Source organism: Novosphingobium sp. Chol11 (assembly GCF_900218065.1).
Lineage (GTDB): Bacteria > Pseudomonadota > Alphaproteobacteria > Sphingomonadales > Sphingomonadaceae > Sphingobium > Sphingobium agri.
In genome coordinates this window covers 327,679-340,022 of the sequence record NZ_OBMU01000002.1, presented here as the reverse complement: position 1 = coordinate 340,022, position 12,344 = coordinate 327,679, and the positions used below count along the sequence as shown (strand labels likewise).

The window sequence follows — 12,344 nt, the reverse complement described above, 5'->3', positions numbered from 1 at the left end:
AGGCGAGATTAGAACCGATAACTGACCGTCCCCATCACATTGCGCGGCGCGCCCACGAAACAATCACCGCGCGCCAGGCAGGACGCGAAATACTGCTTGTTCAGCAGGTTGGTGGCATTGACCGCAAAGCGCCAATCCTTCCAGCTGATTTCCGCCAGAGCATCGACCAAGGTGTAGCTCGGCGTCACCAGCGTCCAGGCCGAGCCGATGGAGGTCCGCTTGCCGGTATAGTTGACGCCCGCGCCCAGCCGCAGCTGCGCGCCATCTTCCAGGCCGAACGTCTTCGTCGTCCACAAGGACGCCGTATGACGCGGCAGATAATCGAAGGTCGCCGTATCGTGCGACACCAGCTTGTTATAGCCGTAATTGGCCAGCAGTTCGAAATTGCCGGGCAGCTGATGGCTTGCTTCGATCTCGATGCCCTTGCTGGTGATCTCCCCGGACTGCGTGATGGAGCCAGCCGAGCCATAGATGATGCGGTTGATTTCCTTGATATGGAAACCCGTCACCGTGATCAGCGTGTTGCGTTCCGGCTGCCACTTGAAGCCAACCTCATATTGCGTCCCGCGCTGCGGCCGGGCCGGGCTGCCGCCATCGACCGTCATCGCGATCGGCAGGAAGCTTTCGGTATAGCTGAAGAAGGGCGAGAAGCCCGCACCCAATTCGCCGATGATGCCCGCACGGAAGGTGGTCGCCTTGTCCTTGACCGCCGTTCCCGAAGTCGTCACCCGGTCGCGCCGCGCGCCCAGAACCACCGAGACGCGGTCCCAAAAGCGGATCTGGTCCTGCACATAAATGCCAAGCTGCTTTTGTGACACCGCGGCCCAATCCGGGGAGATGGCCGGGATGGTCAAGGCATCATAGTCGATATCGTAAATATCAATGATATCGGACCCGCCGCCGGCCCGCTTGCTGACCTTGTTCCAGCTGTAATCCAGGCCCACGAGCAGCTTATGCTCGATATCCGCACCGGTATTGAAGTTGAACAACAGGTTGTTGTCGGTGGAGAATACGTTCATCCGCGCATAGCTGCCGTCGCTGAGCAGCGTCATGGTGCGGCCAGCGGGGTCCAGATAAGGATTAGTCGGATTGGTATAGCTATCGGCGTAGTGGGTGAAATAGGTCACGTCGCTGTCGATATACCGCGCCTTGACGTTCAACTGCACATTGTCGCCGAAACGCTGGGTAAGCGATCCACCACCCTGCAGCGTGCGCCCATCATAGCGATCCCACCCCGGCTTCCCGACAAAGAGGAATGGGTCCAGCCTCTCACCGTTGTTCGGGTTTGGCCGGAAGGTGCCGACGACGGGCAGGAACTGCGACGTCGATCCGCTCTTGTCCTTCTGGTACAGCCCCTGCAGCACCAGATCGGTGTCCGGCGTCGGCTGCCAGCGGACGGACGGGGCGAACATCACCCGGTCGTCCCGCACATGATCGACATAGGTGTCCGCGTCGCGCACCCTGCCGACCGCGCGCACCGCCAGCGTATCGGACAGTGCCACATTGACGTCGCCCATGGCTTCCTTGCGGTCATAGCTGCCATAGACGATCGACGCTTCGCCGCCGGTCTGGAAGGTCGGCGTCTTGGAAACCAGATTGACGAGGCCGCCGATCGATCCTTGTCCGAACAGCACCGACGCCGGGCCGCGCACGATCTCGACTTGCGAGAAATTATAGGGGTCGGACGTGATGCTGGCATAATAGCTGAAAATGTCGCGCATGCCGTCGCGGAACTGCAGCGCGTCGATCCCGCGGATGACGAAATTGTCGACGCGCGTGTCGCGGCCATAGGCGTTGGCGGTAACGCCCGCGGCATATTTGACCGTATCGCTGATGCTGATCGCGCCTTGCGACAAATAGGTGCGCTCGCTGATCACCGTGACTGGCTGCGGCACTTCCAGGGGCGGCGTCTCGGTCTTCGTCCCCGCGCGGGCCGTTACGATGATGCCCTGTTCGCTCGCACTCGCCTCACCGGCGGCGGGCGCCGCGTCCTCTGCCATGGCAGGACAAGTCAGAGCCAGGGCGGACAGCGCCACGCTCAGCTTCAGGATGGTGTGATTCGTCATGTCTGTTCCCCCAGGGATCGCTCGTTGCGGGCGCTGCTAATGACATTGCGACCGATTTTCAATAGCACGGATTGCCAAAGTGGCTTTTGACACCCGCCCCCAATCCCCCCATGTGCACCCCATGCATCTCAAAATCTTTTCAATTGACGATTTCCTTCACGACTTCTGGCAAAAACGCCCCCTCCTCATCCGCAATCCGTGGGACAATTGGCACAACCCGCTCGACCCGGACGAACTCGCCGGCCTCGCCTGCGAAGAAGGCATAGAATCGCGCCTGATCACCGGACCAGCCGGTAAATTGACGGTGGAAAGCGGCCCCTTGCCGGAAGCCAGATTTCGCGAGCTGGGAACCAGCCCCTGGACATTGCTGGTGCAGGCTGTGGACCATCATGTCCCCGATGTCGCGGCACTGGTCGAACCCTTCCGCTTCATACCCGGCTGGCGCATCGACGATGTCATGGTGAGCTACGCCACTGACGGCGGCGGCGTCGGCCCTCATTATGATCAATATGACGTCTTCCTGATCCAGGGCCTCGGCCGGCGGCGCTGGCGTGTCGGCCCGCGCTGCGATGCTTCGACGCCTTTGCTTCCCCATGACGACTTGCGCCTCATCGCGGATTTCAAGGCCGCGGAAGAATGGATTTTGGAGCCCGGCGACATGCTCTACGTGCCTCCCGGCTTCGCGCATGACGGCGTCGCTATTGGCGATGACTGCATGACCTATTCTATCGGCTTTCGCGCCCCTTCCCGCGCCGACCTCGTCGAAGGCTGGAGCGCTCATCAGGCCGATGGCATGACGGAGGAAGATCGTTATGCCGATCCCGACCTCATCCTCCAGTCCAACCGCGGGGAGATAAGCAACGCGGCCCTCGACCGGATGCATGCGATGGTGATGGAAGCGCTGAGCGATCGCGACGCCTTCGCCCGCTGGTTCGGGCTTCACAACAGCCTGCCCAAATATGCCGACGCCGACTGGCGGCCTGAAGAACCAATCGCTCCCGATGAAGTGCAGGCGCTGCTGGCCCAAGGCGCCACGCTCAGCCGCAATCCGGCAAGCCGTTACGCCTTCATCCGGCAAGGGCCCTCCATCCTGCTGTTCGTCGATGGTCATTGCTTCGATTGCGGCGAAGACACCGCGTCTCTCGCGGAAAGGCTATGCTCCGTCTCCACCGTCGCGCCAAATCCAAAGCTTGCTCAAGCCGCCGGAGCGGTCGCCCTTATCAAGACACTGATCGACCAGGGCAGCCTCGCCTTCGATGAGGAGGATTGATCCTGTGACGCTGATCCTCTTCAACAAGCCCTATGGCGTGCTCTGCCAGTTCACGGATGACAGCACGGGTCCGCCGCGTCCGACGCTTGCAAGCTTCATCGACAGGCCGGGCGTCTATCCTGCCGGGCGGCTCGACCTCGACAGCGAAGGCTTGTTGCTGCTGACCGATGACGGGCGATTGCAGGCGCGGATCGCCAATCCGCGCTTCAAGATGCCCAAGACCTATCTGGTGCAGGTCGAAGGCGACCCTTCCGATGCGGCACTTGAACCGTTAAGGCGGGGCGTAAAGCTGAAGGACGGGCTCACCCTGCCTGCTGAGGTCGAGCGGATCGATACGCCAGACCTATGGCCACGCGATCCGCCGGTCCGCTACCGCAAGAGCGTGCCCGATTGCTGGCTCCGCATCACGATCCGGGAGGGCCGGAATCGACAAGTTCGTCGGATGACGGCCGCGGTCGGGCATCCAACACTGCGCCTCGTGCGATGGCAGATCGGCGATTGGACGTTGGATGGCATTGCGCAGGGCGAATGGCGCGAGGCCTGATGCGCCCGCCCTGATCAGGCCTCCACCAGCCTCTTCAAGCTTTTGAGATCACGGTTGACCCATTTGATGTCGGCGGCAAATCGCTCGTCATCCATACCGGGCTGGCGAAAGAGCGTCAGCATGACTTCCGCGCCTTCGCCATTCTGCACGACGCGCAAGGGGACATGAACCTCTTCACCGCCACCCAAATCCACATAATGGTCCATGACCCCAAGGTCGTTGTGAGGGGTGAAGCGGATGCGCACAGGCCCCTCCGCGCCATCGGCCAACCAGCTGTCCCCATCCTGGCGCAGCGCCGATTCCGCCAGGCCAGAGGCCCACTCGGGGAAAAACTCCGGTCGCCAGATCTTCTCATAGAGCGCGCGCCATTCCTGATTTATCGACACGCTGAACGTTCTGGCGGGTAGCACGATGGTCTCCTGTAACAGAGTGGCGCCCTATACTGCCTACCCTGCCAAAGGAAGAGAAATGGACCAGCGCACACCGCCTGAGCGGAACTCCAGCCTGGTTTCAGCGCCCAGACGATAGGCAAGCGCGTCCTCGATCAACTCGCGGCCAAATCCCTGACGCGAAGGATTGACGGAGATTGCGGGCACGCCTCTTTCAGCCCAGCACAGGTGAAGCTTGGGTGCCCCCCCATCATCCATTTCGACGTGCCAGGAGATATTCAGGCGCCCGTTCGGAGCCTTCAGCGCTCCATATTTCAGCGCGTTGGTCGTGAGTTCGTGAAATGCCAATCCCAATGTCTCACCGATCTTGGAACTCAGGGCCACATCCGGACCCTCGATCTCGACCGCCGGACCATCGTGGACGCCGACGCTCAGCAGTTCGTCCCTGATGAGATTTTCCAGGTCCACCGTCTGATCGACACTGCTTGTGACGATCACCTGCGTACGCGCAAGCGCGTCCAGCCGTCCGACGAAATGATCGACCAGATGATCGATATTCTCGCTCGTCTCCGCAGTGCTCGCGAACATCGAGCGGACGACCGTCAGCATGTTGCGAACCCGATGCTGGAGTTCAGCGACCAGCACACGCAGGCGGTCCTCGCTTTCGCGCAGCTCCTTCTCGCTCCGGCGCTGTTCGGTGATGTCCTGGAATAGCACGGCGACGGTCTTGTCGTCGGGGTTGCCCACCTGAAAGGCGAAGAGATTGAACGTCCGCCCATTAAGTGCCTGCGAGTCTTCCTCGAACCGGAGGCTTTCGCCCGTCTCCGCGACATGCGCGTAGATATCGACCCATTTGGGTTCGATCGCCGGTTGCAGTTCCCGCATGGTCCGGCCCACGGCATTGCCAAGCCCGTTATGCTTTTCGAACGCCGGATTTACTTCCAGGAAGCGCCAATCGACCGGGCGGCCCGCTTCGTACAGGATCTGGATGATGCAATAGCCCTCATCCATCGAATTGAAGAGATCACGATATTTTAGCTCGCTTCTCCTCAAGGCAGTCTCCGCCCGGGCACGCTCCACGGCAATGAGCGTCCGCTGGGCCGTTTCCTCGATAATGGAGATTTGGGCGGGCACGCCATCGCCGACATCCTCGGCATAGCCCACGCGCGCCGCGCCCAGATATTCGCCAAGCAACCGCTGGGCGAATTCCTGAACCTCAACCGGCTCTGCCAGGTCGCGCAGCCCTTCGCTAAGGTTCAGCAAAAATGCCTGCCGCTCCTCGGCTGCGCGGCGCGCGGTGACATCGCGGCCGATGCAATAGGCGAGACCGTCCGCTTCCCGGACCGCGGCGTGCCACGAAATCCAACGGTAGCTGCCATCCTTGCACCGAAGCCGATGCTCAAATTCGAACAACGAAGCCCCGCGATCAAGGTCAGCGCTTGCTGCCTGTGTTCGCTCCAGATCGTCAGGATGTACCAACGGTGCAATAAGGTGACCGATCAGATCGGATTTGCTCCACCCCAAGATACGCTCAAAAGCCGGATTGACGCTGCGCCACGTCCCGTCGTCGGACGAAGCGGTAGCGAGCATGTCCACGGACAATTCGAAGAAATGCTGAAATACTACAGCAGCGTCCGAAGACATATTCTCATCAACCAAATGCGTCATCCATCATATCAACATTGTCGCAGCTGCGGCAATCGGCAACTTCTGTAACCCAAGGTAGTGGCTCAGCGTCGCAGGCACTCCAACGCGCGCGACGCACATTCTGCCTCCCTCCAGAGCTTCGTGAGCAAAAATTTCCTCGGTTTCTCTTGACGGTTCGGCTCTCCCGCGCAGGGAAGAAGACATGACCTATCGCTGGATTCGTTCGACGCGCATCTGCATTCTTGCGCTGACTACAGCCATGGTTCCCGTTGTCGCCGCGGCGGCGGACCCGGCGCCGTTCGACCTGCCCGGACCGGAACTGTCCGTCACGGTCACGCGGGCGGGACGGACTTTGCCAATCGGCCAGGTGCCCGCACTTGCAACCGGAGACATCGTCAGGATCGACGCGAACCTGCCTGAGGATCAATCAGTCCGCTACCGGTTGATATCGGCTTTCCTGCGCGGCGCCATCAATCCGCCGCCGAAGAAATGGATTTCAAGCGCGGAAACATGGGAGCAGAATGAGCGGAAACGGAACCTGAAGCTGACCGTACCCGATCATGCTCGCCAGCTGGTGCTGTTCATGGTTCCCGACACGGGCGGCGACCTCAGCACCATCAGCGATGCCATCCGCGGCCGCCCTGGTGAATTTGTTCGCGTCACTCAGGACATCAACAAGGCGTCACTGGACCGCACCCGGCTCAACGCCTTCATCCTGGGTATCCGGTCACAGGAAAACAGCCACCCCGAATATCTGAGGAATGTGGCGCCGGTCCTGTCCTCCAGCCTCGCCGTGAAGCTCAATCCGGATTGCCTCGCGAAGATCGTCGAGTTTCAGGCGGCTTGCCTGGTCGAAAACCGCGACAGCCTTGTGCTGGGCGACATTCACAGCAACTCGTTGACGGAGACCATCATCGGCGCTCCCACCGATCTTGCCCTGCAGCTGAGCGCCACGCGGGAAGCGGGCTATGGTTTCTACAGCCCCTATATCGGCGTCGTGCGCGACCTTGCCCGCATCTTCGGCGCGTTCAACAATCCGGAATTCAACTATCTGCCAGCGCTCGGGATCGCGAACGGCAAGTCCCTGTCGCTGCTGCTGAACAGCGCCCCCTCCTTCCGCAAACCGAAGTCCGTGCTGGTTGCGGCACTACCGGCGATCGAAAAGAATGTCCCCCCGCCGCTACGCCGCAGCAGTGATGCGCCGATATGCGGATCTCGGCCCGGCGTGGTGCTGGGAGTCGATGGAGCGCCGCTTATCTTCGCCACCGACTATGCTCATGACATGACCCTGAGGCTGACCGGCAAGGATGGCCGCAGCGTCGAAGCACCCGTCGTCGCGCGGGCGGACAAGGGCGGCTACATATTCGGGACTCCCTTCGAACCCAAAAAGATGAGCGGGCCGATGACGGGGCGCTTGCACGGACATTGGGGCTTTGACGCATTCGAAGGGCCGGAGTTCGCGCTGCAATTTCCACAGGCGGGCAGCTTGCAGGCCGTGGCTGGCCAGCAACTGATCGCCGGAAAGAACGGCAAGCTGCTGGTGAGCGGACCTACCACTGCCTGCGTCAAGAATGTCTCCGTCCAGCTGCCGGGGGGACGGAGCATCGGCGTGAAATGGCAGGCGCCGGGTGCCGACATGATCGCGGTCGACATGCCCCTGGCTGAACTAGCGGCAGCTGGCGACGCTGTGATCGCCATTCAGTCCTTCGGCACGGACAAACCCGAATTGCTGACGATCCCCGTGCAATCGGATCAACCCGCCATAGAACAGCCTGCCCCGCTATAATGCTGGCAAGATGGGCGGCGGGTGATAAGGCGCCTGCTCCATCAAGCGCCCCGGCGCCTTCAACAGCGGATATGAACAGGATGAAGACGAAGCACTGTCTGGAAGCAAGCGATGTAAAGGCGATCCTCGCCGCAGCCGAGGCCGAGGCGCTGGCGAATGGCTGGGCAGTCACGATCGCGGTGGTCGATGACGGCGCGCATCTGCTGGGGCTTCTCCGCCTGGATGGCGCGGCGGCGAGCACGGCCAAGATGGCGGAATCCAAGGCTTCGACGTCGATGCTAGGCCGACGGGAATCGAAGGTTTACGAAGATCTGGTGCTCGGCGGGCGTGTTTCGATGCTGTCTGCGCCCGGCATGGCTGCGATGCTGGAGGGCGCGGTTCCGATCGTCATCAACGGTGATTATGTCGGAGCGGTCGGCGTGTCAGGGGTCAAGTCGGACCAGGACGCGCAGATCGCGCGCGCGGGGATCGCCGCGATCCTGCCGCAAGACTGATAGAGCCCACAGCCGGTCCTGACCTCGGATCGGCTGCGCGCCTTCACATAGGTTAGCATAGATTTTTCTCGGGCCCTGCCGTCCGCCGCCACCAACCGGATCGGCGCGCGTTGAAGCGTCGTTCGATGCCGCTGATCGTGGGAGCTTGTTCTGGAAGATGTTGCTGGGTGGGTCGCGCCGATTGCGACCATGATCGCCGCGATGATGACCGCCGCCAATCTGGGCGCGCGCGTCACGGGTTGGGGCTTTGTCGTATTCACCGCCGGATCGATCGCCTGGTCGATCGTTGGTATATCGTTGGGGCAGACGAACCTTGTCGCGACGAACGGCTTCCTCACGCTCGTCAACCTCGTCGGCGTGTGGCGGTGGCTCGGCCGCCAGCGCGCCTATGAGGATGGCGGCAAGTCGGCCACTCAAGCCAGCCGCCGTTCCGCCTATCCTACGCTCTTTACCGCAACCGGCGTAGCGGGTTTGCCAGTCACTGCTCCGAATGGCGACACAGTCGGCAAGGTCGTGGAGGCGCTTGTCACCTGCGAAAGCGGGAAGGTCAGCTATGTCGTCATCAGCGCCAGTGGCGTCGGGGGGATCAACGAGGTTCTCCGCGCCGTGGCCCGAGACGATATCCGCTTTTCCTGCGACGGCTTCACGCTGAAGCGAGACAGAGCGTGGTTCGAGGCTCTGCCGCCTCTTGCGGACGGGGACTGGCCCGCCGCGCCTGCTGAACTGCCAAAGGGCGATGCGGCATGAATGCGGCGCGCGGCTTGGGCGAAACGGCGCTCCTATTGTGGCAATTGGTGCAGGAAGAAGACCTGCTCTATCTGGCGGACGATGAGCAGGAGGCTGAGGCGCTCGCCGCAGCGCTCGGGGCTTTGGCGCCTGACAGGCCCGTTATCTTCCTGCCTTCCAGCGACACGTTGCCGGGGGATGACGCACCTGCCTCGCCAGCAAATATCGGGAAGCGCGTTGCTGCCTTGCGGGGCTTGCGCCGCTTGAATGAGGATGCGGACCGGGCACCGCTGGCCGCGATCATGAGCGGCGAGGCCGCCGCGCGCCTTTACGCTGCGCCAGAGGCTTACGACGCCGCACCGCCAAGCTTAGCGAAAGGTAATCCCATCGACAGCGGCCGTTTCGCTTCGGAAATGGAGGCGATTGGCTACATCATCGACGACCGGGTGGATGAGCCGGGCGAAGTCGCGGTGCGCGGCGATGTCATCGATATTTTCCCTGCCGATGCCGGAACACCCGCCCGCATCGACATAGCAGAGGGACGGATCAGCGGCATCCGCCGCTACGATCCGGTGACACAGCTGACGACCGAGGAATGCGAGCGGCTGGAGATCGGCCGGGCGGCAGAGCCTGAATGCGCGGAGAAGGTGAGCATCCTGGCTCATCTGGGCCGAGGGACCATCGTCAAGTCGCCCAAGGCTGAGGAGCGGCGGCGCAGGTTCGTCCGGCTGGCGGCGCAAGTGGCCAAAGGTGACGATGCCGTTGACGAGGATAGTTGGGCGCGGACCACCAAGTCCTGGGCAGAAGTCACATTGGATGAGCCGGTGACGGAGGTTCCTCGCTTCGCCTTGCAACCTTCGCCCTTGTCCGCGATGGCGCGCTTCGCCCGCCCGCTGCTGGCGGATGGGCATCGGCTCCTGCTCGTCGGCAGCGAACGGGACTTGCGCTTCCTGCGGCCGCGGATCGAGCGGAAGCTGAAAATCTCGCTCGCCGAGGCCGCCAGCCTTGCAGAGGCGCGAGCGCTGCCGGAGCACGGAGGCGCGGCGCTGATCGCGCCGATCGATCGGGGCGCTGTTGTGGACGGCATCGTCATGATCGCGGCCGCCGATCTTCTGGGAAGCCGGGCGCTGATTGGCGAGGCGCCGGAAGCGGTTTCCAATGTCCTCGCGCGGAACGGCGGAGAGGTGCGGGCCGGGGATGTCGTCGTGCATGAGGATCATGGCGTTGGCCGCGTCGCCGGGCTGGAGCCTGCGCCGGACGGTTCCGGTTCGGAGGTGATCGCGCTCGAATATGCGGATGGAGCGCGGCGATTGGTGCCCGTCGGTGAAGCTGGGCGAATGTGGCGCTATGGCGCGGATGCCGATGCGGTGCGGCTGGACAAGCTGGATGGATCAAGCTGGGAGAAGCGGCGGGCGCAAATTCATGAAGCAATTAGCGAGAGCGCGCGAATTTTGCTGGAAGTGGCCGATGAGAGGTCGCGGTTGGAGGCGGCGGCCATCGCGCCTGATCCGTCACGATATGAGCAGTTCGTTCATGGTTTTCCGTTCAACGAAACCGCCGACCAGGCGCGCGCGATCCAGGCGGTGCGCGATGACCTGGCATCGGGCAAGCCGATGGACCGGCTGGTCATCGGCGATGTCGGCTATGGCAAGACCGAGGTCGCCCTGCGCGCAGCGGCGCTTGCCGCGCTGGCGGGACATCAGGTCATCCTGGCCGCGCCGACCACGGTGCTCGTCAGCCAGCATATCAAGACGTTCGAGCGGCGCTTTGCCGACAGCGGGATCAAGGTCGCCGGCCTGTCCCGCCTGTCGAGCGCGGCGGAGAAGAAGGCGGTGAAGGCGGGCCTGGCCGACGGATCGGTGCAGATCGTCATCGGCACCGGCGCGGTCATGGGCAAGGATGTGCGCTATGCGAACCTTGGCCTTGTCATCATCGATGAGGAACAGCGGTTCGGCGCGGCGGACAAGGCGAAGCTGCGCAGCCGCGCGGACATCCACCTGCTCGCGATGAGCGCGACGCCGATCCCGCGCACGCTGCACCGCGCGATGATCGGACTGCAGCAAATATCGATCATCGCCACCCCGCCCGCGCGGCGCCAGCCTATCCGCACAAGCCTGGTAGAACCGGACGACAACCAGATGAGAAAGGCGCTGCTGCGCGAAAAGTCACGCGGCGGGCAAAGCTTCGTCGTGGTGCCGCGCATCGAAGATATTGGCCCGCTGTGTGAGCGATTGGAGCGCATCGTCCCGTCGCTCAAGCTGGTGACGGTCCATGGCAAGATGCCAGCGGCGGAGATCGACCGGGCGATGGTGGATTTCGCCGATGGCGTGGGCGACATACTGCTCGCCACCAACATCATCGAGGCCGGGCTGGACGTGCCGAGAGCCAACAGCATGATCGTCTGGCGCGCGGACCGTTTCGGCCTGGCCCAGCTGCACCAGCTGCGCGGCCGGGTTGGGCGCGGCAACCGGCGTGGGCAGGTGATGCTGGTGACGGACGGCCCCGGCATCGCGGAACGGACGATGAAACGGCTGCGCACCCTTTCGACCTACGACCAGTTGGGCGCGGGGTTCGAGATCAGTGCCGCCGATCTCGACCAGCGGGGCGCGGGCGACCTGCTGAGCGATGCGCAGGCCGGGCATATGAAGCTGATCGGCGTCGACCTGTACCAGCATCTGTTCGAGGCGGCGCTCCGGCAGGCGCGCGGCGAAGATCCGGGCCTGTGGCTGCCGGAGGTCAATATCGGCGCGGCAGGCGCTTTCCCGCCGGAATGGATACCCGAGGACGATATCCGGCTGGGCCTTTACGTACGGCTGGCCCGTATCAGCGATGAGACGGAATTGCAGGGGTTCGAAGAGGAGATCATCGACCGTTTCGGGCCCATGCCGCCCATGGCGGAGGCGCTGGTCGCCAGCGCCAGGATCGCGATATTGGCGCGGGCGGCGCATGTCGCGCGGGTGGATGCAGGGCCAGCGGCGATCGCCCTCACCCCTCGCGACAAAGCCGCGTTCGATCCGGGCGACGCGGAATTGGCCGAAAAGGATGGGCGCTGGCTGCTGAAACAGCAGACAAGCGATGAGGAACGCATCACCTGCGTTACCGATCTGCTGGAAACCGTCGCGCGATCAGCGCCGCCGCCTGAAGCACGTGGAACCTTGGCGCTCGCCAGCGCTTGACGGCACTCACCCCAAAAGCTCGGCAGACCCCCGCAGGAGGACCTTCATGGCTGACAAGATTTCCGGTTTCGAAATCACACGCTCCGGTGAGGAATATCTCATCAGCTTTGAAACCGAGGATGGGCCACGGCTGGAACTGAGCGCATCCTATGAGCAGCTGGACCTGATTGCCGAGGCGATCGATGCGCAGCTCGACCGTGACGAAGAAGACGCATTGGGTGTCGAGCCCGACGAAGACTGACGGGC

Annotated in this window: 10 protein-coding genes; 7 read left to right on the top strand and 3 right to left on the bottom strand. The window is 62.8% G+C overall.

Annotated elements, in window-relative coordinates; genetic code table 11:
• Positions 1–8 precede the first annotated feature (8 nt).
• The gene (locus tag NCHOL11_RS14150) at positions 9–2,066 is read right to left on the bottom strand and encodes a TonB-dependent siderophore receptor (protein WP_176502291.1); all 2,058 of its coding nucleotides are present in this window, start codon (positions 2,064–2,066) and stop codon (positions 9–11) included.
• Between the two features lie 121 nt (positions 2,067–2,187).
• On the opposite strand from NCHOL11_RS14150, the gene NCHOL11_RS14145 reads away from it, so the two are divergent.
• Positions 2,188–3,336 (top strand): cupin domain-containing protein, encoded by a 1,149-nt coding sequence (locus NCHOL11_RS14145; RefSeq protein ID WP_097093197.1) that lies wholly within the window; start codon positions 2,188–2,190, stop codon positions 3,334–3,336.
• A 4-nt stretch (positions 3,337–3,340) separates the two neighbouring features.
• The gene (locus NCHOL11_RS14140; protein ID WP_176502290.1) at positions 3,341–3,880 is read left to right on the top strand and encodes a pseudouridine synthase; all 540 of its coding nucleotides are present in this window, start codon (positions 3,341–3,343) and stop codon (positions 3,878–3,880) included.
• Between the two features lie 14 nt (positions 3,881–3,894).
• On the opposite strand, the gene NCHOL11_RS14135 is transcribed toward NCHOL11_RS14140, so the two are convergent.
• On the bottom strand, positions 3,895–4,290 hold the full coding sequence (locus tag NCHOL11_RS14135; RefSeq protein ID WP_097093195.1) for a polyketide cyclase: 396 nt from the start codon (positions 4,288–4,290) through the stop codon (positions 3,895–3,897).
• A 36-nt stretch (positions 4,291–4,326) separates the two neighbouring features.
• Entirely contained in the window at positions 4,327–5,937 is a 1,611-nt protein-coding gene (locus NCHOL11_RS14130) for a PAS domain S-box protein (protein WP_097093194.1), read from the bottom strand.
• A 181-nt stretch (positions 5,938–6,118) separates the two neighbouring features.
• Between NCHOL11_RS14130 and NCHOL11_RS14125 the strand changes: the two genes are divergently transcribed.
• The 5 genes from NCHOL11_RS14125 to NCHOL11_RS14105 all read left to right on the top strand — a co-directional run bounded on the left by NCHOL11_RS14125 (position 6,119) and on the right by NCHOL11_RS14105 (position 12,339).
• Entirely contained in the window at positions 6,119–7,702 is a 1,584-nt protein-coding gene (locus NCHOL11_RS14125; RefSeq protein ID WP_097093193.1) for a hypothetical protein, read from the top strand.
• 80 nt (positions 7,703–7,782) lie between these two features.
• Positions 7,783–8,196 (top strand): GlcG/HbpS family heme-binding protein, encoded by a 414-nt coding sequence (locus tag NCHOL11_RS14120; RefSeq protein ID WP_097093192.1) that lies wholly within the window; start codon positions 7,783–7,785, stop codon positions 8,194–8,196.
• 189 nt (positions 8,197–8,385) lie between these two features.
• The gene (locus NCHOL11_RS14115; RefSeq protein WP_097093191.1) at positions 8,386–8,943 is read left to right on the top strand and encodes a PRC-barrel domain-containing protein; all 558 of its coding nucleotides are present in this window, start codon (positions 8,386–8,388) and stop codon (positions 8,941–8,943) included.
• Positions 8,940–12,098: a DEAD/DEAH box helicase gene (locus tag NCHOL11_RS14110; RefSeq protein WP_097093190.1), complete on the top strand. Its 3,159-nt coding sequence runs from the start codon at positions 8,940–8,942 to the stop codon at positions 12,096–12,098. The genes NCHOL11_RS14115 and NCHOL11_RS14110 overlap by 4 nt, the downstream gene beginning before the upstream one ends.
• A gap of 46 nt (positions 12,099–12,144) precedes the next feature.
• A complete protein-coding gene (locus NCHOL11_RS14105) occupies positions 12,145–12,339 on the top strand; it encodes a hypothetical protein (protein WP_097093189.1) in 195 nt (64 codons plus the stop codon).
• The last annotated feature ends 5 nt before the right edge of the window (positions 12,340–12,344 follow it).